Origin of the sequence: Nostoc sp. FACHB-152, from assembly GCF_014697475.1 — a bacterium.
GTDB lineage: Bacteria > Cyanobacteriota > Cyanobacteriia > Cyanobacteriales > Nostocaceae > Nostoc_B.
On sequence record NZ_JACJRV010000049.1, the window covers coordinates 28,757 to 53,730 of the forward strand.

At 48.7% G+C, this 24,974-nt stretch carries 20 protein-coding genes and 1 pseudogene; all 21 read right to left on the reverse strand.

Annotated features, from left to right (window positions below; translation table 11 throughout):
• Positions 1–99: 99 nt before the first annotated feature.
• Complete coding sequence (locus H6G76_RS24480) at positions 100–1,494, reverse strand: epoxide hydrolase family protein (protein WP_199337512.1); 1,395 nt, start codon at positions 1,492–1,494, stop codon at positions 100–102.
• Positions 1,495–1,526: 32 nt separating this feature from the next.
• Positions 1,527–2,579, reverse strand: coding sequence for an alpha/beta fold hydrolase (locus H6G76_RS24485; protein WP_190706850.1), 1,053 nt, complete (start codon positions 2,577–2,579; stop codon positions 1,527–1,529).
• Between the two features lie 6 nt (positions 2,580–2,585).
• Positions 2,586–2,759: a hypothetical protein gene (locus H6G76_RS24490; RefSeq protein ID WP_199337513.1), complete on the reverse strand. Its 174-nt coding sequence runs from the start codon at positions 2,757–2,759 to the stop codon at positions 2,586–2,588.
• Positions 2,760–2,805: 46 nt separating this feature from the next.
• A complete protein-coding gene (locus H6G76_RS24495; protein ID WP_190706893.1) occupies positions 2,806–3,837 on the reverse strand; it encodes a transposase in 1,032 nt (343 codons plus the stop codon).
• Between the two features lie 117 nt (positions 3,838–3,954).
• The gene (locus tag H6G76_RS24500) at positions 3,955–4,722 is read right to left on the reverse strand and encodes an NmrA family NAD(P)-binding protein (RefSeq protein ID WP_242056503.1); all 768 of its coding nucleotides are present in this window, start codon (positions 4,720–4,722) and stop codon (positions 3,955–3,957) included.
• Positions 4,723–4,771: 49 nt separating this feature from the next.
• Positions 4,772–5,863: a thioredoxin family protein gene (locus H6G76_RS24505; RefSeq protein WP_199337515.1), complete on the reverse strand. Its 1,092-nt coding sequence runs from the start codon at positions 5,861–5,863 to the stop codon at positions 4,772–4,774.
• Between the two features lie 43 nt (positions 5,864–5,906).
• Positions 5,907–6,896, reverse strand: a complete 990-nt coding sequence (locus tag H6G76_RS24510) for a nitrilase-related carbon-nitrogen hydrolase (protein WP_199337516.1) — start codon at positions 6,894–6,896, stop codon at positions 5,907–5,909.
• Between the two features lie 243 nt (positions 6,897–7,139).
• Positions 7,140–7,829 carry a VOC family protein gene (locus H6G76_RS24515; RefSeq protein WP_190706855.1) on the reverse strand — a complete coding sequence of 230 codons (690 nt, stop codon included), beginning with the start codon at positions 7,827–7,829 and terminating at the stop codon, positions 7,140–7,142.
• A 316-nt stretch (positions 7,830–8,145) separates the two neighbouring features.
• Complete coding sequence (locus tag H6G76_RS24520) at positions 8,146–9,216, reverse strand: nitronate monooxygenase family protein (protein WP_190706858.1); 1,071 nt, start codon at positions 9,214–9,216, stop codon at positions 8,146–8,148.
• Positions 9,217–9,354: 138 nt separating this feature from the next.
• Positions 9,355–9,684 carry an NIPSNAP family protein gene (locus H6G76_RS24525; RefSeq protein WP_190706861.1) on the reverse strand — a complete coding sequence of 110 codons (330 nt, stop codon included), beginning with the start codon at positions 9,682–9,684 and terminating at the stop codon, positions 9,355–9,357.
• 81 nt (positions 9,685–9,765) lie between these two features.
• Entirely contained in the window at positions 9,766–10,476 is a 711-nt protein-coding gene (locus H6G76_RS24530; RefSeq protein WP_190706863.1) for an SDR family NAD(P)-dependent oxidoreductase, read from the reverse strand.
• A 152-nt stretch (positions 10,477–10,628) separates the two neighbouring features.
• A complete protein-coding gene (locus H6G76_RS24535; protein WP_190706866.1) occupies positions 10,629–12,323 on the reverse strand; it encodes a GMC family oxidoreductase in 1,695 nt (564 codons plus the stop codon).
• Between the two features lie 188 nt (positions 12,324–12,511).
• Entirely contained in the window at positions 12,512–13,378 is an 867-nt protein-coding gene (locus H6G76_RS24540) for an oxidoreductase (protein WP_190706869.1), read from the reverse strand.
• 540 nt (positions 13,379–13,918) lie between these two features.
• On the reverse strand, positions 13,919–14,362 hold the full coding sequence (locus tag H6G76_RS24545) for a cupin domain-containing protein (protein WP_190706872.1): 444 nt from the start codon (positions 14,360–14,362) through the stop codon (positions 13,919–13,921).
• A 248-nt stretch (positions 14,363–14,610) separates the two neighbouring features.
• Positions 14,611–15,381, reverse strand: coding sequence for an SDR family oxidoreductase (locus H6G76_RS24550; RefSeq protein ID WP_190706876.1), 771 nt, complete (start codon positions 15,379–15,381; stop codon positions 14,611–14,613).
• 53 nt (positions 15,382–15,434) lie between these two features.
• The gene (locus tag H6G76_RS24555) at positions 15,435–15,749 is read right to left on the reverse strand and encodes a hypothetical protein (protein WP_242056504.1); all 315 of its coding nucleotides are present in this window, start codon (positions 15,747–15,749) and stop codon (positions 15,435–15,437) included.
• Positions 15,750–15,873: 124 nt separating this feature from the next.
• The gene (locus H6G76_RS24560; RefSeq protein WP_190706878.1) at positions 15,874–16,809 is read right to left on the reverse strand and encodes an NAD(P)-dependent oxidoreductase; all 936 of its coding nucleotides are present in this window, start codon (positions 16,807–16,809) and stop codon (positions 15,874–15,876) included.
• A 183-nt stretch (positions 16,810–16,992) separates the two neighbouring features.
• On the reverse strand, positions 16,993–17,460 hold the full coding sequence (locus H6G76_RS24565) for a VOC family protein (protein WP_190706881.1): 468 nt from the start codon (positions 17,458–17,460) through the stop codon (positions 16,993–16,995).
• A 241-nt stretch (positions 17,461–17,701) separates the two neighbouring features.
• Positions 17,702–18,268 carry a thioredoxin domain-containing protein gene (locus H6G76_RS24570; protein WP_190706884.1) on the reverse strand — a complete coding sequence of 189 codons (567 nt, stop codon included), beginning with the start codon at positions 18,266–18,268 and terminating at the stop codon, positions 17,702–17,704.
• 203 nt (positions 18,269–18,471) lie between these two features.
• Positions 18,472–19,101 (reverse strand): response regulator transcription factor, encoded by a 630-nt coding sequence (locus H6G76_RS24575; protein WP_190706887.1) that lies wholly within the window; start codon positions 19,099–19,101, stop codon positions 18,472–18,474.
• Between the two features lie 8 nt (positions 19,102–19,109).
• A pseudogene (locus H6G76_RS24580) lies at positions 19,110–24,872 on the reverse strand (AAA family ATPase); the annotation flags it as partial.
• Positions 24,873–24,974: the final 102 nt, after the last annotated feature.

Here is a 24,974-nt window from a genome sequence, read left to right on the forward strand (position 1 = left end):
GACGGACTTTAATTAAATCGGCTGCTTTTTCGCCAATCATAATTGAGTCAACCGATTCTCCTTGTCTGCTGTTTGTGGTGTGAATCGATTGGTTTTAAACTAACGCAGTGACCTGAACGCCGCGCGGATCTCCTCAGAGAATAGCTCCGGCTCCTCCCACGCTGCGAAGTGTCCGCCCTTGTCAGCCTCATGGAAGTAAATCAGGTGGCGATAGGCACGCCGTGTCCAAGTCTGTGGCGCTGCATATATCTCCCTGGGAAATACCGTGACGGCTACCGGGAGCGAGATATCGGCGGTCTTCTGCGCGACCGCGTTCAAGATACTGTTGTTGTTCTCCCAGTACAGCCGCGCTGACGAAACCGCGCTGTTCGTCAGCCAGTACAGCGTGATGTCGTCCAGCACCTCGTCTTTTGTCGGGGACTTTTGAGAATCGCCGCCTCTGTACGTCCACTGCGCGAAGCCTGGATGCCCAAGCATCCACGCCGCGAGTCCGGTCGGCGAGTCCGTCAGACCATACCCGACCGTCTGCGGTCGCGTACCCATCATCACGGCGTAGGCTCGTTCCTTCTTATTGAACCTGTCGAGTGAGTCGAACGCCGCGCGTTCTTTCTCGGAGAGTCCGTCCGGCGCAGGCCCGCCGACGGCAAGCACTGCGGCCACGTCGGGCGGTATCGTCGCCGGCAAGTTGATGTGGATGCCGAGTAATCCTGCTGGTGCTTGACGCGCCATCGCGCTAGAGATGGGAGACCCCCAATCGCCGCCCTGAGCGACGTAGCGGGTGTAGCCGAGGCGCTTCATCAGATCGGCCCAGGCTCGCGCGATGTGGTCGGGGTTCCAACCGATGCCCGTCGGCTTCCCAGAAAAGCCATAGCCGGGAATTGACGGGATAACCAGGTCGAACGCATCCTCTGCACGCCCCCCGTAGGCCGTTGGGTCGGTCAGGGGGCCGATGATCTTTAGCTGTTCAAATACCGAGCCGGGCCATCCGTGCGTGACGAGCAACGGCAAAGCGTTAGAATTTTTGGAGCGGACGTGGATAAAGTGAATTTCCAAGCCATCGATGTTCGTTACAAACTGCGGTAAGGCATTCAGCTTCGCCTCGGCTTTGCGCCAGTCGTACTTCGTTCCCCAGTAACGAACAAGTTCCTTCATTGTCGCCAGTTGTACGCCCTGCGACTGGTCGGCGACAGTCTCCTTGTCAGGCCAGCGAGTCGCCGCAATGCGCCTGCGGAGATCGACGATCGCCTCTTGCGGGACGTGGACGCGGAAAGGACGGATGGTGTTGTCTTCGGTCGCTTTTGCCTTGGCTGCCACCTGGGCTTGTGCGCCGATTTGGGCAAATTGCTGGGCAAGCACACGAGCGGGCGATGCTAGAAACACCGTTGCCGCCAACAGCGCAACGAGGAGTCGCAACAGGACGAAGGCTCTTGCAGTGCGGGCTTTGGTTTTGTAATGTACTTTTTTTATGATCATGGTGTTTTCTCTTTGCTGCAAATTGCCCGTTTCACAATTTAGGCTAAACCCAATCAGTAACCGTCAACTTCGATGACAGCCTTGGCAAACTCCCGTGGCGCTTCCTGAGGCAGGTTGTGACCGACACCGCCGTTGATGACCCGGTGTGCGTATTTGCCTAAGAATTTCCTTGCGTAGGTACTGGCATCTGGATGTGGCGCGCCGTTGGCATCACCTTCAAGAGTGATGGTGGGTACGGCGATCGCCGGGGCTGCGGCAAGCCGCTTCTCAATCTCGTCATACTTCGACTCGCCTTTGGCTAGTCCCAGCCGCCAACGGTAGTTATGGATGACGATACCGACGTGATCTGGATTGTTAAAGGATGCGGCACTACGTTCAAACGTCGCGTCATCGAAGTGCCATTGCGGCGAAGCAAGCTGCCAGATAAGCTTGTTAAAGTCATGCCGATATTTTTCGTAGCCAGCGCGGCCCCGCTCCGTCGCAAAATAAAATTGATACCACCATTCGAGTTCGGACTGCGGTGGTAGCGGTGTCTTGTTGGCTTCAAGGCTGCCGATCAAATAACCACTCACGGAGACGAGTGCCTTGCAGCGTTCTGGCCACAGTGCCGCGATAATGTTGGCTGTTCGCGCCCCCCAATCATAACCAGCGAGGATCGCCTTCTCGATCTTGAGCGCATCCATCAGTGCAATAATATCGACAGCGATCGCCGATTGCTGCCCATTGCGGAACGTCTTGCTGGAAAGAAAGCGCGTCATGCCATAGCCGCGCAGATATGGAACGATCACCCGATACCCTGCCGACGCTAACAAAGGAGCGACATCGACATAGCTGTGAATGTCGTAGGGCCATCCATGCAGGAGAATTACTGGATGGCCATTCGCGGAACCCGCCTCAGCGTATCCAACATTCAGCACACCAGCATCGATCTGCTTGAGTGAGCCGAACGACTTGTTTGTCCCCGGCTTAGTCGTGGACAGAACTGCTGGTTTTATTTTGCTCGATTGTGCGATCGCAGAACCGAATATGCCTAGCTGTGTAGTCGCAATGGTCATGGCCGCAGTACCCAAAAACCGGCGGCGTTGATAGTTGATTTTTTCGGACATTTATCTTCAAACTGTGGCTTTACTGGGTGTGAATTCAGCAGCGTGCAATTTTACAAAGTCGTACAAGCTCATTGGTGTCTCGCCAGTCAGCTTGAACAGGTCATCTGTCATGCGGTCATACCGCCCCTGTGCGTGAAGTTCTGCCATCACCGCGAGGTGGTTGAGAAGGTGGGTTGACACCCCAAATTCACGAAGCTAGAACTTACGCATTGTCAGAAAATTGAGATTATGCAGTCAAGCCCAACTTCTGTGATAGGTGTTCTAAAATAAAGTCACGAGCTACTTGAAGAGATAAATTTCTTTGGAGTTCATACCAATTTTCAATTAACTCTTCTGCCCGCATTAATTCTAATTGTGTAAAGGCTCGTATGGCACTAAAAAAATGAGTTTTAATTGCTTCAGTTGTTCTGACCATAAATTGACCGATACCACATACTTGTTTAATAGCTCTGTGGTAACACTCAATTCCCCAATGTATTGAATGTAATTCCTTGAATTCTGCTCTAGAGATTGAGTGTAATGTATCTTTTTCGGAAACATACATAATGTAATATCTGTAAGTCTCGTTTTTGAAACTTCTGCGAAATACCTTTACTTGCCCGAAATTTTTTAGATACACTATTAAACCAGATTCGGGAATTTCTATATTTTGGACTTGAGTAAAATTTTGTCCATCTACCGCACATGAGCGATTTTTAGCTATTCCCGTTAAAAACTCCAATCCTTTGTCTTTAAAGAACTTTAGATTTTTTTGGCTTGAATACCAAGTATCAGTAGTTATGGTTTTTGGACTTAAACCCCAAGTCAAAACCTCGGCAATCATTTCTCGTAAATATTCATTTTTAGTTTTCCCTTCTTGCTTGTTATAAATGCGATAATTTATCGGTACAGACTTACCTGATAAGTCCGTATAATACAAGGTGATTAACTGAATTCCTTTGACGGCACGATGATGTCTTCCTGAATAATAGTAACCAATTAATTCTGTGATTTTTGGCTCGCTATGAGGTTTATCAACTACCGTATCGTCTCCACTAAGTGTCCCGCCTATCAAGTTGATATTTAATTTAACCTCATCAAATAAATCTTTAGGTTCATACCGCTCACGCAGCAAAAATCTATTCACACTATCATGAGACAAATCTTCCATTATTTCTGCCAACCTTGTGCAGCCTGGGTATTTTGATTCTGCCAACAAAAACAGAGTGTAAGTATCGAGGTTACACTTTGCGGTGGATGGCTTACTAATAGCTCTGATAGTCCCAACCCTAAATCTACCCAACATTAAGTATTATCTGCCATTTTATTGCCGCTACTGATTCGCGATCGCATTTTCAATTTCGTCCGTTAGTTTCCACACATTTAGCCACTTTTGTCAATGCGTAAGTTCTAGAAGCTTATCAGTCCACCCAGAGAGCGGCACGTTACGATAGCGGATAGTTCTGCCAAGTGCCTCGGAAAAGACGCGCGCGTAGTGGTTCAGATCGGCTGACTCAAATCCGGTCAGATTGTAAACATGACCAATGTGCGAGGCAGGGTCGTCGAGGATCACGGAAACGGCGTGTGCCACATCAACGGACGAGATCGGCGAGGTCTTGCCGTTACCTAGCGGCAGCGCCAGTTCATCGCTGTCGCGGATGCCAGCAGCAGCCAGACGCAGGAAAAAGCCTTCGAGGAAGACCGTCGGCCTCACCGTGACTACAGGCAGCCCCGACCACGCCAATGCCTGTTCTGCCAGCCAGTGCAGCTTGTGCTGCGGACTTGGGGTAGTTTCAGTAATGCTCATTTGCGTCACCGTCATCTGCGACATATTCACGAAGACCTCGACCCCGTGGTGGCGCGCCACTGCGGCGACGTTGACCGTGGCTTCGAGATAAGTCGGCGAGACAGACATTCCAAAATAGATGCGTGTAACCCCTTTGATCGCCCTGTGCATCGAGGCAAGATCGGTCAGATCGCCCTGCACAACCTCGGCCCCCAGCTGGCGCAGGCCAAGAGCGCGTTCATCCTCCCGCCGAACCAAAGCACGCACCTTATGCCCTTTAGCGAGCAACATTGCGGTAAGGTTGCGACCGATCGCACCGAGATCGCCAGCTGCTCCGGTCACGAGGATTGGGCTATCATGTATGGATTTCATCGTCATATCATTTACCTTCTTGTCGCTTGTTGCGAAAGCGTATTTGTTTGCGTTATCAGCCGAACGTGAACGCAAAAGCCTCCACCCCTGAATCTAGAAACTCGATCTCGAACTGTTGAGCGCTGATAGGCTTCGGCTGTCGAACCAGTTGGTACAATCGCTGTTCGGTAGCCGTGCCTTCGCCTCGCACATCGACATCAAGTCCGCGAGCTGCAACTATCGGCTGTCCATCTAGAAGCACGCGAAACCGCACGGGTCTTCCTCGCTCGGCTGGCCCCATGACGAGATGAAGGTCGCGTGCATGGAAGCGGTACGCGATCCGCCCGCCGGACTTGTTCAGTACAATGGCTTGTCTTGTGATTGTCCAATCGCCCGAAAGCGCCCATTGATTAAGTTGCAATTGCGCGGGGACGCTATATAAGCGAGGCTTGTTTAACACCGCGCCGTTGGGAGACGCAAAATTCTCCGTTCTTTCGTAGCCGAGGTAGTTTTCAGGCGATTTTAGGTTGTTCCAATCAGCAGCAGCCTCAAAACCACGAGCATCGACTTCGACCATTTCCTGACCGACACGACCATTTCCGAACTCAGACAGTAGCCGTTGAATTACTCTTTCCGATTGCTCGTATTCGCCCTCGCCGAATTGGTGATGACGAATGCGTCCTTGCGTGTCTATAAAATAAAGGGCTGGCCAATAATGGTTCCCGAAAGCACGCCACACCGCATAATCGTTATCTACGGCGATCGGATAGTCAATTTTCATTTCTGTTGAGGCTCGGCGGACATTATCAATATTCTTCTCGAATTCAAACTCCGGTGTATGTATACCAATTACTACTAGTCCCTGATCCTTATACTTCTCAGCCCACGCGCGGACATAAGGGAGTTGGCGCAGCCAATTGATGCAGGTATAAGTCCAGAAGTTGATCAGCACGACTTTTCCACGCAGTTCGTCAACCGTTAATGGCTGTGAATTGAGCCACGCGATCGCGCCGACAAGAGAAGGCAGTTCACCTTCAATCGGTAACTCAGCCGTTGCCGACGTAGCAGACTGTTTGGTGCAGGCGAGTATACCGATCTGGGTGGCAGCAATAGTTTTAAACATGGTTATTAAAAAGTAGCGGCGATTACGATTGATTGTTTTGGACACGCACTGACCTCCTTGTAGCTGCGTTCCGATAGGTACAATGGAATTAGAGTACCTCGAAGGTCTTCTCCTCTGGGACAGCCGCACGTATCGACTCGACCTTGGGGTATGCGGTGCGCTCATGGACGTGCGACGTGGGTGTTCGATCAATCAGCAGGCTGAGAAGTTCGGGGCGGTTGTAGTGACCGCGCGCGTCCATCAGCCGCTTACGGGCATCGATCTGGGCAAAGTCAAGATCAGCAATCACTTCGCCTTCGCCCGCTTTGAGAGGTTGGCCGATGATCTGTCCGTGCGGATTCACAATGGCGGTGAAGCAGCCGCCAGAAATCGGCTCGATCGCGCAACCCGTGTCTTGCATAATCTGAGCCTGCTGATCTGCATCCAGCCACGCGGTCGCGCAGACGACAAAGCAGGCGGATTCAAGGGCGTGCTGGCGGACGTTAATTTCCGCTTGCTCTGCGAACATCTGACCAGCGAACGATCCGGGATACATCGCCGAGTGGATTTGCTCACCATCGGCGATCAGAGCGTACCGTATCAAAGGATTGTTATGCTCCCAGCAGGCAAGTTGTCCGATGCGCCCAACGGCACTATTGATGGCGCGCAGTCCTGAGCCGTCACCCTGGCCCCAGAGTATCCGCTCGTTATAAGTCGGTGTCAGCTTGCGACGGCGCTGGATCAGCGTCCCGTCTGCGTCAAAGAGAAGTTGCGTATTGTAGATAGACCCGCCGTCGCGCTCATTAACGCCGATCGAAACAACCATGTTTGCTTCCTTCGCGGCTTCGGCGATCGCCTGGGTTTCAGCAGACGGCACTGTAACCGACTCTTCAAGCAACCGCAGATGTTCCTTTGCCAACGCGAACGGGGCTAACACGTATGAGAAGTAGGGGTAATAGGGAATGATGGTTTCGGGGAAGGTTGCGAACTGAACGCCCTGTTGACCCAGCTCGCGGATTTTCTTCACGACCTTCTCGACGGTACCCTGCCGGCTGTACAGCACGGGGCTGATCTGCACGGCTGCTGCTTTAACTTTCATAATTTACTGTTCATCTCAGGTAATAAAACGATCTTCGGTAACAGCCGAATCTGATATGGGGTTCAGCGCAGCGATCGGAACTTTTTAACATTTTGGATTTAACTGAGGTTAAGTATTATTTGCATCACAACTGAGTAATGGTGGGGCGAGCGATAGGTTCAAGTTCTGTGTTCGCCCTATCGCTCAATTCAGCAAGAAAAAGGTTGTCCAGAACCCAACCTGGCAACTGCTATTCTGACCGCATCATGTGGAAAGAACAGGAAAAATTTTCTCCATGTAACGGTCAGCAATGGCGGCGGCTTCTTCTGGGTTACTGCCATTCTGACGCGCACTCAAATAAGGCGCGTACCAATCCCACCAGTGATGCTCGGCGTGAGTCTTCTCGTAATGGTCGTGGTACTCTGCCGTCTCACGGAGAAGGTTTGCCAGGGTTGGAACGTCTAGGTCTCCTACTCGCTTCGACTCCCACAGACGACCAGGAAGCCGCGTTGTGATTTCCTGAAGCAACCAGAGGTTTCCGTCCGGGTCTTCAAACGAGGCAAATGAGAAGTAAGAACGGCCTTGCGGGTCGCGCCCACTGACGCGTGGGTTCTCTACGGCGTTGTTAAAGGGGCCGCCAGCGTAGTGGAATATCTCGCTCACGTTGACACCGCGAGCGATCAAGTCTTCGCGGGCAGCGTCGAGGTCGTCCACAGCGAGAACCAGGTTCTGCACTGAACCAGAATTATTTGGAGTTACTCCTTTGCCGAAGAGGATCGAGGCTTCCGAGTTAGGTGGTGTAATATGCACGTTGCGGTAGTCGCCTTCCGCTATGTCGATGTCTAGCCGCCAGCCAAGATTCTGGTAAAATGCCTTAGTACGTTCCACGTCGGAAACGCTGAACACCACAACTTCGAGTTTCATGTTTGGACTGTTTACGTGATTGCTACTCATCTTGTTCTCCTTTAGATTCGTGAGTTGTATCTACTTCGGTTACTTTTGATTATTCTGCGATCGCCCCATCCACACCACTCAAGTTCGTTGAGTTAAACCGCAACTTAGATGAATGTCTTCCTGGGCTTTTAGCATTCAATTTATTTCATTCCTAGAATCAGTTGGCGAGCAGGTAGTAATTCACTGATGCCATCCTCCGTGAAACAGTTTCATTTCAGGAGCCAAACCTGTTTCACTGAGCTTTATAATTGGCGGTTCACTGCGAGCGGTTGTTCAGAGATAGACTTTGCTCTGAACTCTTAACTTATTATTTGAGTTATAAAGAAGCAGTTACGGCAAGAAATTCTTGTATGAGTTTTTCGATTAACTCACCTGCCGGGAGAGCTTCGGTTAATGCTGCTGCTTGTCCTGCCCACATACTGACAAAATCTGGATTTGATTGTTGAGCAGAAGTCTGATATAGAATCCGCCCTATAGATATCTGAGCCGGGAAGGGCAGTACTTTATCCCGGTGATTCTCCATTTCACGTATAAATCGATTTCGGATTGCTCTGGCGGGTTTGCCGGAAAATACTTCAGTAATAACCGTGTCTTCATCCTGAGAGTTGAGTACCGCCTGCCTATAGACTTCTGGAATATTGTTCTCAGGGCAGGCGAGAAAGGCAGTTCCCATCTGTACCCCGCTTGCCCCAAGTGCAAATGCAGCAACTATTCCACGAGCATCCATGATTCCACCCGCCGCCACGACCGGAACTGATACCGCATCAGCTATTTGCGGCACTAACGCTGCTGTGCCAATCAATCCCTGTTCATAAGGTACTGCAAAAGTTCCGCGATGACCTCCGGCTTCAAAGCCCTGGGCGATGATGACATCAACTCCTGCAACGACTAGAACTTTTGCTTCCCGGACGGTCGTGGCGGTTGCTAATACAATTGAGCCTATAGCGTGTATCTCCCGAATTGCCTCGATTGGCGCAGGCCCAAAGTGGAAACTAAAAACAGGTACTTTCTCCTCAAGCAGGACAGTAAATTGCTCTTGGAATGGCCCTACTAATGGTATCGGTTCGGGTACAGGCCCAGCGTCAAGTTCGTTGTGCCATTTTGTTAATAGCTCAGACATCGGTGTTTGCTGCTCAGGCGTAAGTTGATACGCTTCAACTGCTGGGGCAAACAAATTAACTCCAAAGGGTTGATCTGTCAGTTCTCGAATTTGCCTGATAATGGAGCGAAGTTTGGCTGGTGCGGTGGCCGCTCCACCATAAGAGCCAAGACCTCCTGCATTAGAAACAGCCGCAACTAACTCAGGTGTGGAAGCACCAACCATCGGAGCCTGAATTATTGGATGCGTGATTTTGAGCAAATCTGTCAGTTCTGTTTTAGGCCACATAAGTATCTCCCACGCTTGCTAATAGAAGCAAGATATATGACTTGAAGTGATTACTTTCCGCATGATTCACTTGTGATGGTGGGGAGGAGCCTGTAGGACGGATGCTACAGATTTGAGTTCCGTAGGTCGCCCCACCGCTCATTTCACCGAGGAAAAGGCGGTCGGTGTCAGCAACTCGTTGCGGATGTTCTGCACAAGTGGGCCGTCCTTCTCAGTTTCGGTCTTGGTTGCGATCCATTCAGGGTCTGCGAGGAATGCACTCCAGTTCTTCTCACGCTCAAATAAGCTGTCCCAAGCAAGCAGGTAGGTAAGCTGGTTACTCTCGCTCTCGCCGATTAGCGTTGTCCAGAATCCAGCTTGGCGGATGCCATGCTTGTCCCAAATCCGCAGCGTGTGGTTCTCGAAGCGCGCGAGCAGCGCGGGTAGTCGTCCGGGCATGGCGTGATAAATGCGTAATTCGTAGATCATGCCTGTGTTCCTTTAAAAGTTAAGCGGTTGAGCAATTCTGGTTGAGAGCGTCAGAGTCATTCTTCTTAGCGCGAGGTGGTGTCAGTGACCTGCACTCTGGCCACCATCGACGTGAAGGATTTCGCCCGTGACAAAGTTGGCTGATTCGAGATAGAGAGCCGCATCAACAACATCGGATATTTCGCCCATACGATCAATTGGGTGCATGGCAGCGAGCTGTGCATGGGTCTCGGCAGAGTGCATTGGTGTCTTGATGTTACCTAGCGCGATCGCATTCACCCGGATACCGCGTTTGGCATACTCAATCGCTAGTGATTTGGTTGCGGCATTCAGTCCGCCCTTTGTCAGCGACGCGAGTACGGAGGGTACGCCAGCAATCGGGTTGTCAACCAGGCTCGTCGATATCTGCACGATATGACCACTACCCTGCTTTTCCATCTGGGCGATCGCCAGTTGCGTGATATGAAAGAAGCCAGTGATGTTAGTACCCAAATATACCTCATAGTCAGCCTCGGTGTATTCGGTAAATGGCTTGGCGATGAAGATACCCGCGTTGTTGATGAGTGTGTCGATGCGCCCGAACCGGGACACGCCTTCAAAAATAGCACGCTCGGCAGTTTTGCGATCGGCAATGTCACCAGGTACAGTGAGAATTGCCTCATCGTCTGACGGCTCGATCGAGCGCGAGGTGGCAATTACCCGATAGTTGCGATCGCGGTACGCCTTGACGAGGGCTGCGCCGATGCCCTGTGATGCGCCGGTAATAATAGCGACTTTCTGTTCAATGCCCATAATAAAACTCCTTTATGCTTTTGAGGGGTTGGTGAAACGACGGACGAATCTATTGAACGGCACAGTGCAATTGCAATTGACAAAACTGTATTTGCGTGATAAAAGCTGTGAAAAATAAGATATTTGAACCAACTAATGAAAAGTGTGGTGGTCTATTGCCTGCCTGAGTCTGTTTTTACAGTAGTTTGCAGCTGATGTTCGAGATGTAGAATTTCCGCCGCCCGCTCCCCGATGATCACGCAGGGAGCCATCGTGTTACCAGCCGTTACTCGCGGCATAATCGATCCATCAGCGATCCGGAGATTGTCGATTCCATACACTCTTAGGTTGCTATCCACCACCGACATCTCATCCCGACCCATCTTCGCGGTACAGGTTTCGTGCCAGAAACTTGTTGCAGCATCCCGAATAAAGCTTTCGAGTTCGGCTCCTTTCAAATTACCTGGCATCACTTCGCGCTTAACGAACGGACGAAGCGGAGCAGAGTTCCCGACTTCGCGGCAGAGTTCTACGCAGGCGATCGCGGTTTTGAGATCATCTGGGTCAGACAGCGTGTTGGCATCAATCAGAATTGGGTCGGATGGATCGGCTCCCGTCAGGCGCAGGCGACCTCGGCTTTTAGGATGGGCGATCGCCCCAAATAACGTCCAGCCTGCATTAGGCAGCCCAAAGCGGATGGCATTCTCGGCGCTGGATTTTGACACCTCAGCCTGACAGACAAATAAGTCTGGACTGTCAAGCCCGGACTGGCTTGTCGAGAAAAAGATTGCCTCGGACATATTGTTTCTTGGTTCGAGAGCGTCTTCATATTCCCAGACACAATCGAATGCAACGTGGTCTTGAAAATTTTGCCCCACACCGGGAAGGTGCTGCACGACAGGAATTCCAAATCGCCGTAACTCTGCCTCATCGCCGATACCAGATTGCATCAGCACTTTCGGCGTATGGATCGCACCGAGCGACAGCACGACTTCGACTGCTGCACCAATGCGATAGATCGCGTCCCGATAAGATATCTCCACACCAGTGACCCGCTTCCCCTGGAACGTCAGCCGTGTGACCAGTGCATGACTAAGAACCGTCAGGTTTGGGCGATCCATATAAGGAAAGACATAGGAACGGAATATTGATTCACGCCTGCCATTGCGGACTCGCACATCGGTGATAGAAGCGCCCTTAGCTGCTTCCATCATCCGTCCGTTGGGATTTTCAAAAGTAGGAATACCCACCAGCCGCGCTCCTTCAACCGTTGCGGGTGCGATCGGGTTTGGCTCTGGCGCGGGCTGGACAAATACTGGCCCTCCCGTTCCGCGATACATTGGGTCTGGTACGCCATGCCAATCTTCCAGACGGCGATAAATCTTCAAGACGGATTCATAACTCCAGGCCGGATCGTTGGCAACGGATGCGAAGAAATCCCAATCATGCTTGTGTCCGCGCGCCCAAACCATGACGTTGATGCTCGATCCACCACCTAGTACCTTGCCCATAGAGAACGGAATCGAACGACCGTTCACATATCGATTCGGCTGACCTGCGAAGCTCCAGTCGCGATCGGTTCCAAGATTTATCGGCCATTGATTTGCTTCCATGACACTTGGCACATCATCAGTGCCTCCAGCTTCCAGTAACAGAACGCTGACATCCGGATTCTCAGCGAGTCTGCGGGCAACCACCGAACCAGAAGATCCAGATCCGCAAACAATAAAATCGTACTGGTGCCTTAGCTGGGAAGTGAGGTTGTGCTGGTTGCTGCGGACAAGCTCGGCGAAGATATCGTGGCTATCATTGCCACGTTGATAGTTGTCACCATCCTCAAAGGACTTGTTCTCAAAGTTCGTCTTCATTGTGCCTACCTCACTTTCAAAATCGAATTAGCGTAGGTTGCTTCGTCAGTGTTTCCTATAGGTGTAGCCCCGCCAATACCAGCGTTAACGAAGATGAATCAAGCGATCGCCAAGCTAATGCCAGTAATCAGTGCCTTCTTATCTTCTAGTTTCATCACAATCTCCAAAGGAGATTATGTGGTTGCTGTTCAGGCTATGCTCGAAGCCATGATGCGGTGGTCATGGTCGGTGCTGGTAGCGACTGGCAGCCATGCTTCAATTTCCTGTGCCATTTTCGCGGCGTTGCTCTGGTACAGGTTGATCGTGTCCTTGCCAACGGGCAAATGTACTGGAGGGCGTTCTGTATTAGCGAGTTGAAGAATCACCTGAGCAAACTTTTTCGGATCACCCGGTTGCTGTCCGTGTAGCGCATCGGCTCCGCTCCGCATCGGCCCTACCGTTTCCTGATAATCGTCGATGATGGTCTTAGCGGCCACATAGGATTCAGCGCTGAGGAAGTCGGTACTAAAAAGGCCGGGAGCCACTACTGTAACGTGGATGCCGAGCGGTGCTAGTTCCACCGCTAACCCTTTCGAGAGACCCTCAACCGCAAATTTAGTAGATCCATATAATCCCCAGCCCGGAATTGCATCGTAGCCAAACAGCGACGAGATATTGATCACGCGCCCGGACTTTTGCTGGCGCAGGTACGGTAACACGGCACGAGTCACGTTGAGTAAACCAAATACGTTGGTGTCATACTGTTTGCGAACTTCGGCATCCGTAGCTTCTTCGATTGCAGTAACCATGCCAAACCCGGCATTATTAACTAAGACATCAATCCGACCGAAATGGGCAATGCCTTGTTTAACAGCTGCTTGTACTTGGTCTTCCTGGGTGACATCCATCTGCACAACGTACAGATTCGGGTGGTTTTGCAGGGATGTGGCGAGTTGTGTGGCCTCTTGGCGAACCGTTGCCACTACTTGATCACCCACTGCCAGGGCTGCTCTAGCAATTTCTAATCCAAAACCTCTGGAAGCTCCGGTAATAAACCATACTTTCTGCGTTTTCATTTTGTTCTCCTTTAGTATTGATAAGCTTGCTGCCCACCTCGATTAACTTCATTGTTCTGCGATCGCCCAATCCACACCACTCAAGTTAGTTGAGTTAAAACGCGACTTAATCATTTGGATTGGAGGAAAGCAGCAAGGGAAGTTGTTAGCAAGAAAGGCAGAGGGCAGGAGGCAGAAGGCAAAAGGAAATTCTGGTTCCTGTCTTCTACTACGACCAAAGGGAGTAAGGGTTTAAGCCCCACACCAAAATTTTTAATTTGGTGTCTTGCAATCAGTGTAGGTCTGAAGCCTACACTGCATTGCAGTCCTTCTGCCCTCTGCCCTCTGCCCTCTGCCTTCTGCCTTCTGCCTTCTTCACACCTGATATGCTTGGCTGTGAGCTGCGTGATGAAGTAATTCTGGATTGTCCTACTCACGAACATAAAGTTGAGTGATATCGGCAACGGTGATGTTGTTATCATCCCAACTCACTAGCTCTACAGTGTCTCCGGTTCAAACTTCGGTAGTGTCGATACATGAAAATCCTTGCAATTTTGGGTCTTACTCTTCGTTTATGACCAGGTTCTGTTCATTGGTATTGGCGATAAGCACTGCTAGCAGGCGTGCAGGTTCAGTATCACTGGCATTGGCGCTGACACGATGATGATCGCCAGGTAATTCAAAAAAGTTCTCACCCGCGTGATACACCTGCTCCGGATTATCATTGATTTTGCTACGAACCGCACCTTCCAGGACTGTTGCATAGATGAAAGCCGAGTCTGGATGGGTGTGAGGGATCGACGAGACACCTGGCGCATATTCGACCAGCTGAACTTTCATGCTCTTGCCGGGCACATTGGGAAGGGCACGATCAAAGACCAACGTTACCTTTTCACCCAACACACTGGCTGAAGCTGGCAATACGGGGAGTGCTGTGAATACGGAAAAAGCTGCGAATATGGAGAGTGCTGCGAATGCAAATCCGCGAAGAAATCTAGTAAACATTTGGGTTCTCCTTGCGTGAATACAAAAGTGAACACGAATTGGTGAATAAAAATCATCCGTTCGATGTGTTCTCATGCTGAATCAAGCCGATCGCAGATTAGACAGGGGTAGGTTGAGTTGAGTGTTGCAAAACTCAGCAGTTGCGGGATGTTGAACTTTGTGTTCTCAAACGCCAGTTACTATAACGGGGGGAAGCCCGCCCACGCGACTGGCTCCGCAACGCACTGGCTCCTCAACCGATGTCAGCACTAAATTCTCATTACTGATCTTTGAGCGATCGAGCGGTTGAGCCAGTCCTCGAAACGGGTCGAGCCAATGAGCGAGTTGCCCTGTGGAACGAGCTGATCGTTCAACGCTGCACCAAAGTAACGGGCGTGACTGTCTACAACTACCTGACGTGAGTCGTGAGTTGCGCTCAGGAATTGGCGGATGATTTCCTCGAAACGGAACCGATCTGGGCCTGCTAAATCGATAATGCCGTTGACTGGCGCTCCCAGTGTGATATCGACTAACGCATCTGCAACGTCATCTGTGAGGATGGGCTGGATAAAGGCAGGGGGCAAGTGAACCGTTTGTCCATTGCTGGGGAATTGAGCGATGATCGTCTCGATGAACTCAAAAAACTGCGTAGCGCGAACGATTGTATAGGGTACTGCTGCGGACTGGATCAACTTTTCCTGAGCGACTTTCGCACGCATATAGCCGCTATCAGGAATGCGATCGGCACCAACAATTGATACTGCAATGTGATGACCTACACCCGCATCTACCTCCGCCGCCAGCAGGTTCTGGGTTGACTTCTCGAAGAACTCCAACACCGCCGCATCCTCAAAGGAGGGTGAACTCGTTACATCGACAACAACTTGAGCGCCCACTAACGCCTCAGCCAGTCCCTCACCTGTGACAGCATCGACACCTGAAGAACGGGACGCTGCCACCACCTCATGTCCATGTTCACGTAGCTTGCTGACAAGCTTCTTACCAAGCCGCCCACTGGCACCAACAACAACAATTTTCATGACAAAACCTCTGATAATTTAAAGAACAGGTTGTTGAGTTTTGAGCCAGTCGCTTATTTGATCTCAGCCGGGTCAAACTCGGTCACTCGTCCCGGACGGGCAGCCAGAAAGACATCGTAGGAAGTGCAATAGGCGATCGTGACATCATTGGCTTTGTTGTAAAGATGAACTACGGTATTCGCTCCTCCGGGTTGCAGGGCAATGGGTTCCAGGTCGCCAAAGAAGAGACGACGAATCGTATCACCACTGCCCAACTCATCCCTTAACTTCCGTAACAGAGCCAGTTTTCCTTCCAGGGTGGCAGGGGTGGGATCAGCAGGAGGCTTTGCTTGAGACATAGTTGCTTCAGCCGTATTTGCTTGAGACATAATTGTTCTCCAATGTTGTTGAAATGTACTGTGTTGTTGAAATCTATTAGTCAAACTTTTTCATACCCAGACGCAGCCAAGTTGCGATGGAACTATGCTGCTCAGGCAGGTGGCAGGTTTCCTTTTAACCAAGAGCAACGGTGGTATTAACGATCCATTCCAACGATCGCGGCTGAAAATTCAGTTCGCGTTTTGCTTTGGCATTCGATGCGCCTCGCATCTGAGTCTGGTAGTAAACAATGTCCGTACCGCCCTCCATTTTCAGAGCATCTTCAACGGATACTTGCGGTGGGGGTGGAGCATTCAGCGATCGAGCAAACGCAGGCAGCCAGTCGCGCACCGCTAAAGGCTGATCATCCACAATTAGATAAACACCAGGATTGCCCTGCTCTGCGGCTGCAACAGTGGCGATCGCTGCATCCTCAATGTGTAACCACGACCATACGCCCTCCCCATTGCCCACAATGGGAAACTGTTGCTGCCGCAACTGTTGTGCTACATCGCCATCTGGATTGAACCAGGTGCCGGACCCGTAGAAGAAGCCATAGCGTAAGGCAATTCCTTCGAGATTGGATTCCGATAAACGGTGTTCAATCTCAGTCACGAGGCGAGCATCTGCGGCAACGGCGGGCGAGGCATCAAGCGATAACGGTGTTTCTTCATCTGCCAATCCAGCACCAGGAATTCCCCAGAAGGCGATCGACTGTCTCAGGTAACGGCGCACCCCTGCTGCCTGTGCTGCCGCCAGCACATTTGCTCCGCCTTCTAACCGAATGCGCGTATTCAGAGGTGCTGCTGCACTCATGGATTCGCGGCTGTAAGTCCTGGGTAGGGCGGTCAGTTGTTCGATCACCACTTCCGGTTGAGCGTGGGCGATCGCTACTTTGACTGAATCTGGGTCGAATACATCGGCGATCGCCGGTTCGATTCCCTGTGCCGTTAATGACTGTGCTGTTTCTTGGGAGCGAGTCATCGCTACAACGTTGTGTCCTTTGGCAAGCAATTGGTCGAGTAGCGGGCGACCGATCGCTCCTGTTCCCCCGGCAACAAAAATCTTCATTTGTGACTCCTCCAAAACTTGTTGGTTAGTACGGTACTACATTGCGTTGATGGCGGAAGGGGAAGGGGGTAGAGGGAATGATAGTAGCTCCTCTAGTCCTCCACTTCTTTACTTCTCCACCCATTTGGTTGTCATACTCTCTGTTGTGAAATTCGCTTCTGTCCTTAAGCGATCGATATCCTGTTACCGTCCGGGAAGCCGCACCCTGACTTCTTGGAGTATCCAACCATTGCCATCTGGGTCGCTGAACGAGGCATAGGAGGCATAGTCTCGACGTTTCGGATCGGGGCCCGGAACCCGTCCCTCAGTTCCGGCGTGGTGGAAGATCCCGCCGATGTCGTGAAATATTTCACTCACCTCGACACCCCGATCCACAAGTTCGGCATGGGCTGCCTCAATGTCGTAAACAATTAGATATAAACCTTGAACTGAACCAGGCTCGGCTAACGACACTCCTTTACCAAAGATGATTGAGGCTTCCGATCCAGGAGGAGTGAATTGCACTACCCGGAAGTTTTCATCGGTGACAAAATCGGCATCGAGTCGCCATCCCAAATTTTTATAGAAGTCTTTGGAGCGATCGACATCGGCAACGGGTATCACCACAACTTCGAGTTTCATATTTTGACTGTTTACTTGATTGGTAGTCATCTTGTTCTCCTTTGGGTTGGTAGATTTGATATTCAGATTGGTTACTTTTTATTGTTCTGCGATCGCCCAATTTACACCACTCAAGTTCTTTGAGTTAAAACGTAATTTAATCGTTCGACATTGGAAGTAAGTAGCAGGAAATCAGCCGGAAGAAGTTAGATTTAATATGCTTCAGTGAAAGATCGCATCATTCGCCGATTAAGCGGCACGCTCTCTATGAAAACCTTTGTTGCGATAAACATCAAAAACGTTCGTTAATTGCTGCCATAATGGTTACTATTAATTGCTCAATAGTCCAACGTTCGCGATAACGAATCTCATTCACAAACAAAGCTGGTGCAGCTTTTACCCCACTTCGATATCCACCTTGAATGTCTGCAATGATGTGATCGATATAAACTCCTTTGGATAAGTCTTGCAAAAATCGAGGGATGTCAAGTCCCAAATGATTTGCATATTCCACAAGGTATCCGTTCTCTAACGCTTGTTGATAGATAAAGAGCATCTCATGCATCTGCCAAAACTGACCTTGCATTGCTGCTGCTTCTGCTGCTTCTGCTGCCCGTTGAGCATGAGGATGAATCTGTTTCTGGGGAAAATGACGAAAGATAAAACACACATCATTCTCCGCAAAAGAAGGACTTAACTGCTGTTGCGCGGCTTTAATCAACCTATAGGCGTTTGCACTTTGAAAACATTCATAATCTCCATACATGATGAGTACAACACTGGCACTTAGCACACCTTGAATGTGATCTTGAATTAAAGGCGGGACAAACAAGGAATGATGCTCGCGATCGTCAACCATCTTTCAGACCTGTCAAGCAAACTTAAACCCTGCAACTAAGTTGGTTAGCGTTTGCATGAATTTAATATAGGTAATTGACTCCTACATGTCATCCACTGAAAGTCCATAATTTGGCACATTATAAGGATGGACGAAGTAATCCGTCAAAAGCAGTAGCTTGACTCCAACTAAAGTCGGAATCCAAGCCTCAACTAACATGAAACCTATAAATTAACAAGCCCACGTTTAACAGCAACAATGACGGCTTGCGTGCGATCGCTAACTCCCAGTTTGCTCAAAATACGAGTCACATGGGATTTAACAGTGCTTTCACCAATATTTAAAGCAGTTCCAATGTCTTGATTACTCAATCCCTGCGCCATTAAACGGAGTACTTCTAGCTCTCGCTCACTGAGTACTGGGCTGTTCATCCGTTCTACCAATTTTCTTCCCACAGTCGGAGAAACATACTGTTGACCATTATGAACGATGCGGATCGCATTCAAAAGTTCATTTGGTTTTGCATCTTTAAGCAGATAGCCCTGAGCGCCTGCTCGCAATCCTCGATAAATATCTTCATCGCCATCATAGGTTGTTAGCACAATAATTCGAGCTGACTTAAATTCAGCACAAATCGCAGTGATGGCTTCAACCCCTGCCATTTTCGGCATTCTTAAATCCATGAGGGTGACATCAGGCTGATGTTCACGATAACGGTCGATCGCCTGTTGTCCGTCCTCCGCTTGAGCAACCACTGTCATTTCTGGATCATAGTTAATGATGTTTGCCAATCCTTCTGTAACGAGGGAGTGATCGTCAACAATCAGAACCCGAATTTTGGTGGATTGACTCATGGTTATTTTTACTCCCAGTTGACAATAACAACAATTTCTGTTCCTTGTCCAGGTTGGCTTTGAATCGCCAGGTGTGCGCCAATTCGTTCTGCTCGCTCGCTCATTCCCAGCAAACCAAAGCCATTAGGTGATGAAATACTACCAAGCCCAAAGCCCTGCCCATCATCTTTAACGCGCAAAAGACATTGAGCATCGTTGTACACTAGCTCAACCAGAATTGTACTAGCATTGGCGTATCTGATGGCGTTTGTTAAAGCTTCCTGCCCAATCCGTAGTAAATGATTTTCCACTTCAGTTGGCAGAGAGTAAACTATACCCTTGCTTTCGTAGATTAAGGTGGTCTTGGTAGTTGACCGCATTTGAGTCACAAGGCGATGCAGAGCGCTCTGTAAAGTATTCTCTTCTAACAACTGGGGACGGAGCGCTACCACTGAACGACGAGCTTCAGCAAGTCCAGTTCGAGCTAATTCATCAATCTTTTCTAGCCTTTCCAGATATATCTGAGCAGAACCCGAATCATCTACCAGCATTTGTGTTACAGATCCTACATGGAGCAAAACGCCTGTAAAAGCCTGCGCCAATGTATCGTGAATTTCTCGTGCCATACGGTTGCGTTCTTCCAAAATTGAAGCTTCCTCAGCACGTTTGCGATCGCTGATATCTGCAATTAGACCATAGTATCCTTTCACTTGACCATTGCCATCGAAATCAGGGATGAGGGAATTACTGATATATTTCTTGCCAAATACACAAGGAATTTCTGCCTCATAGGTTGTGATTTGCCCTGCCAATGCTTGATTGATGTATGGTTGTACAACTTGATAAGACGCTTCACCCAAGTTTTCGCAAACATGCTTGCCCAGAATTTCACCTGGGCTACGGTGAAACCATTCCTCGTAAGTGCGGTTGGCAAACCGATAACGCTGGTTGGCATCTACATAAGTGATACAAACAGGTAGAGCATCCGTAATCACTCGTAATTCCTGTTCTCGCTCGCGCAGTTCTGCTTCGCTTTGCTGTAAAGCTGCTGTCCGTGCTGCAACCTGTTGTTCTAAGGTGCGATTATAATCAGCAAGTAGTTGTTCAGCTTTCTTGCGTTCGGTAATGTCTTGAAAGGCAACGATTCCATAAACTACATTGCCCTGTTCATCAAACACAGGAGTACCCCATACCTCAATGGGAATGGTTGTATTGTTCTGCCGGATATCTACATCATCAATTTTGGTACGTTCGCCGCTCAACGCCCGGATGGCTGGCAGTCTCTCTGTTGGATAGATTTGATTTGTTCCGGTCACATAGAACTGATAAACCTCAGCGATTTGATCGGGTGGTACGGAAGGATCAATCGCTTTGCCCATTAGCTGGATACCCCGTTGATTGGCGTAATAAGGGCGACCCAGCGCATCGATTATGCCAATTCCCACTGGAATCGCTTCTAGAAATTGAGCCATCTGACTTTCGCTAGTGCGTAGCTTTGAGTAGAGTTTGGCATTTTCGATCGCAATTGCTGCTTGAGTAGATAGTAGATTTAGAAGTTGCGATCGCTCCGGTGTAAATGCTCCAGTTGCTAATTGATTTTCTAGGTACAACACAGCGACAAGCTTGCTTTGATTCAGTAGTGGCAAACACAAAACCGATTGAGTTTGATGGTGTTGAATATAGGGATCGTTAATAAAATTACCTTCGCTAATTGCATCATTTAAGATGATTGGCTCATGAGTCCGAATGACATATTGAACAATGGATTCAGATAAGCGATTTGTCATCGGAGTCGATTGCAGCACTTGCGTAGCACAAACGCTTTCCCCATCACAAAGTTCGCAAGCTGCCTCAATAGTCCACTCACCTGCATTTTCTAAAAGCAGACATCCAGTTTGTGCCCCAGCATTTTCAATTAGGATCTGCATTAAAGAATGAAGTAACTGTTCTAGCTCAATCTCACTTAAAATTGCTTGAGATGCTTTCATTACTGCTGCTAAATCGAAAGCAATATGTGAGGTGTTAGAAGTAGTTCCAGCAGTGGTGTGAACTTGTGTAGGAGGCACATTCAGCGACTCAGGAAAAAACTGTGGATAGCGAGTTTCTAAATCTTTGGCTTTTGCGGTTGCTCCCCACCGCTCATAGCAGTAATGGGCTTCCTTCATATAAAGTTGAGCAAATTTTTCTCGACCACGAGCCAAGTAATGTTTAGCAGCTAACTCATAGCCTAAGGCTTCTTCTTGAAGGTACTCGTTTTCTTTAGCACCTTGAATTGCTTGTTCGTAAAACTCCTCTGCCTCAAAAAAGTGACCCAAAACTCGTGCTTTCTCTGCCTCAACTAGATGAAACTTATGCAAAAAATTCATGGGGGCATGGTGTGCCCATTTCTGCATTTTTTCCTGGTTGGCGTTAACGCGATTCAACCAAGCTGCTTTTTCAGAGTTTGAAGCATCCGCCAACAAGCTCAGAAATATTAGAGAGTCATAGAAATAAAATTGAGGTACAGAGATTATTGCTGTGGCTGCGCCTAAATACTGTTCTGATAAAGTAGCCGTTTTTGCAGCTTGCTCATACTCCCCGAACAGATAGTATAAGATCAGCTTATTTAAGTAAAAGTAGTGAAGGCTAGTTCCATCGTTGACTGCGATCGCCTGTGATAGTGCTTGCTCTTCGTCATAGAGACAACCTACTAAGCGACTTGGATTTTCAGATTGACCTCGCAGGTTAAGGATCGTTTGCTGCAACATTGCGAGCCAAGTGGAAACAGTCTCTCGTCTAATTTGATTGGTGGCTTTACGATAAATCGCTGTTTGTTGTTCCAGTTGGCTCAGTTCTTGTCCTGCAAAAAAGGGGCAGTAACATAAGCTAAATGCACAATAACCTGCAAATTCAAACTCTCCACTTTCTATCCCGCTTTGATAAGCATCTGCTAAAGCGGGGAACGTTTCTTTAAGGTGGGCTTTCCAGTGAATGATATGGAAATTCACCATCAGCAATGCTTTGCAGTTACCTCTCTTGTTATTTAATCTTTTCGCTAAATTTAAGGATAGTTTGCCAAATCGATAGCCTAATTCAAGGTCTTGTACAACACCACATAGCATCATGCCATAAGCAGCATAACCGAGAAGCGACCAGATAGAGTTTCCATGAGCGATCGATAAATTTACCATTTTGCAGACAATCAGCACCATCAGAGGCGGTGACACATTAAAAGCCGCGCCTATTGTGCTTACTAAAATGTGGATTGCTGCCAGTGGCACAGGTTCAGTCATCTCTGGCAGATCGATCAAATTTTCGATTTTTTGCCCAGCCAATCGTGAAGCTGTTTCCTCCAATCCTGCTTGAACGTCTAAGTGACTTGGGGCTTCTACTAAACTAATTCCCAAGAGTTGCAGCACTTCCAAACCAGCTTTTAGCGCTTCTTTAGGGTTTCCTCGTGCCAGCCATGCTTGAATTCTGCTATCGTAAGCTTTCACTTTATCGAGTACCGTCTTCGCACGGTTGAGTACTTCTTCTACAAGCTGCTCCATTTCATCAAAGTGACCACTGAGGTATGCTGCCTCTGCTGCCCCGGAATGCAACGCCAATGTTAGGTCATACTCACCCTGCCAACTTTCCACATCAAGGAGTTTAAGCCCTGTATTAAAATACTTGAATGCTGCTTCATAAGCCATCGCTGCTAGAGCTTTCTGACCTGCTTGCAAATTCAGTTTGGCAATCTCATTCCGTTGGGATTGCTCAGTGATTAACTCGGTTCCATAATTCAGGTGGTCAACAATTTCAAACAACCGCTCTGCTATCTGCTCTGGTGAAGTCTTTTCGAGTAAATTGCGGCCGATTTGCAGATGTACCCCAAGTTTTTGCGACTCATCGATTAAGGTGTATGCAGCTTGCTGTACGCGATCGTGCAAAAACTTATATTCTTGAACTAATAGGTTTTCGTCTAATTCAGATATAGGTTGAATTAATCCACCTTGAATGGCTACTAGTAAATCTAGAGAAATTGCTTGAGGAGATTTTTCGGAAACGATCGCTAACGTATTTAAATTAAATTCAGCGCCGATACAAGCTGCTAACTGAAGAATTTGCTGTGTGTTTTCTGGTAATTTATTTAACTGGTTCAGTAGCAACTCCACCACATTATCGGTAATATCCTGGGCTTGAATATCAGCAATGTTCCATTCCCAGCATAAGTGTTCAGCATCAAATGTCAGCAGATTTTCGCTATGCAGCATTCTCAAAAATTCACCGACAAAGAAAGGATTGCCCTCGGTTTTACGCAGTACTAAACCAGCTAAGGAACAAACGGTGTCTGCATTCTCATGTAGCGTCTCGGCAATCAATTGGCTCAGTGGCTCATGCGTTAATGGAGAGAGGATGATCTCCTGAAGCACTGCCCTTTGTTTTCGCAGTCTCTCTAGCGTTAACATCAACGGATGAGTTGGATTTACCTCATTATCTCGATAGGCTCCAATTAAAAATAGGAATTGGGTTTGTTCATCAAGCAACATCAGCTCGATTAACTTCAGGGTTGCTGAGTCTATCCATTGCAAATCATCTAAAAAAATCACAAGCGGGTGTGATTCTGAACAAAACACCCGCACAAACTTCTGAAAAATTAGATTGAAGCGATTTTGAGCTTCAGTTGCTCCAACTTCTGATACAGGCGGCTGCTTGCCGATAATTAATTCAACTTCCGGGATGATATCAATGATAATTTGTCCGTTGGTTCCCAAAGCCGTTAGCAAGCGCGATCGCCATTTTTGCACTTGCTCGTCTGGTTCACCGAGCAACTGTTGTATCAATTTTTGCAGAGCATCTGCGATCGCGCTATAGGGAATATTGCGCCCAAATTGATCGAATTTACCAGAGACGAAATAACCACGCTTTGCAGTGATGGGCTTGTAGAGTTCTTGTACTAACGCTGATTTGCCAACCCCAGCGTAGCCAGATACCAACATCATCTCAACCTGGAATTGAGAATTTTCTTGATTCTTCACTCTCAATTCTTCATTCCCCGTTGCTGCTACTCTGTCAAACGCTGCTAGTAATGCTTCAATCTCTGCTTCGCGTCCATACAATTTTTGAGGAATTTGAAACCGATCCGAAATGTCTTGAAGACCCAGTTGAATGCTATCGATTTTATCGGTTTGTGCGAACTGGTGAAGACCGATTTCTAAATCTGCTTTGATGCCCCAGGCACTCTGATAACGATCCTCTGCGTTTTTCGCCATCAATTTCAAAATGATATCTGAAACGGCTTTAGGGATCGCTGCATTCAGTTGGTGAGGTGGAAGTGGCTGTTTAGCAATATGACAATGGACTAGCTCAAGGATGTCTGTTGTTGGAAATGGCAGGTGTCCGGTTAGCAGTTCGTAGAACGTCACACCAAGAGAGTAAAAATCGGTGCGGTAATCGAGCAAACGGTTCATCCGCCCTGTTTGCTCTGGAGATAAGTAGGCGAGTGTGCCTTCTAAAACATGAGGGTTCTTAAAAGTCGGATTCGTGCGGTTAAATTGGGTGGCAATTCCGAAGTCAATAATTTTGACAACGCCAGTATCCAGATTGAGGACTATGTTTCCAGGGTTGATATCTTTATGAATGATATTGGCTGCATGGATTCTGCCTAGAATTTCGGTGAGGGCGATCGCCAGACTTAGAAAAGTGGATAAAGGCATGGGGCAGAAGATATCTGGGCGCTTGTGCATCCATTGCTCTAGGGACTCTCCTCCAAAATCTTCTAAGATAATCACCAGAGTGCGTTGATAGTCCTGCTGGCTGTATGCCTTGATACTTGCGGGGGGACAAAATGGTCTAGAATGCTTATCTTACAAAGAGTGTAGCAATTTGTGGTAAAAGAAAAAGAGCATTTATTCGCAATAAGCTCTATTTAA

Coding starts and splice junctions, on each gene's coding strand:
- H6G76_RS24550 (WP_190706876.1), bottom strand. CDS start 15,381: ATGAAAATTGTTGTTGTTGGTGCCAGTGGGCGGCTTGGTAAGAAGCTT.
- H6G76_RS24575 (WP_190706887.1), bottom strand. CDS start 19,101: ATGAGTCAATCCACCAAAATTCGGGTTCTGATTGTTGACGATCACTCC.
- H6G76_RS24545 (WP_190706872.1), bottom strand. CDS start 14,362: ATGTTTACTAGATTTCTTCGCGGATTTGCATTCGCAGCACTCTCCATA.
- H6G76_RS24570 (WP_190706884.1), bottom strand. CDS start 18,268: ATGGTTGACGATCGCGAGCATCATTCCTTGTTTGTCCCGCCTTTAATT.
- H6G76_RS24555 (WP_242056504.1), bottom strand. CDS start 15,749: ATGTCTCAAGCAAATACGGCTGAAGCAACTATGTCTCAAGCAAAGCCT.
- H6G76_RS24535 (WP_190706866.1), bottom strand. CDS start 12,323: ATGAAGACGAACTTTGAGAACAAGTCCTTTGAGGATGGTGACAACTAT.
- H6G76_RS24485 (WP_190706850.1), bottom strand. CDS start 2,579: ATGTCCGAAAAAATCAACTATCAACGCCGCCGGTTTTTGGGTACTGCG.
- H6G76_RS24500 (WP_242056503.1), bottom strand. CDS start 4,722: ATGACGATGAAATCCATACATGATAGCCCAATCCTCGTGACCGGAGCA.
- H6G76_RS24540 (WP_190706869.1), bottom strand. CDS start 13,378: ATGAAAACGCAGAAAGTATGGTTTATTACCGGAGCTTCCAGAGGTTTT.
- H6G76_RS24525 (WP_190706861.1), bottom strand. CDS start 9,684: ATGATCTACGAATTACGCATTTATCACGCCATGCCCGGACGACTACCC.
- H6G76_RS24515 (WP_190706855.1), bottom strand. CDS start 7,829: ATGAGTAGCAATCACGTAAACAGTCCAAACATGAAACTCGAAGTTGTG.
- H6G76_RS24530 (WP_190706863.1), bottom strand. CDS start 10,476: ATGGGCATTGAACAGAAAGTCGCTATTATTACCGGCGCATCACAGGGC.
- H6G76_RS24565 (WP_190706881.1), bottom strand. CDS start 17,460: ATGACTACCAATCAAGTAAACAGTCAAAATATGAAACTCGAAGTTGTG.
- H6G76_RS24560 (WP_190706878.1), bottom strand. CDS start 16,809: ATGAAGATTTTTGTTGCCGGGGGAACAGGAGCGATCGGTCGCCCGCTA.
- H6G76_RS24510 (WP_199337516.1), bottom strand. CDS start 6,896: ATGAAAGTTAAAGCAGCAGCCGTGCAGATCAGCCCCGTGCTGTACAGC.
- H6G76_RS24520 (WP_190706858.1), bottom strand. CDS start 9,216: ATGTGGCCTAAAACAGAACTGACAGATTTGCTCAAAATCACGCATCCA.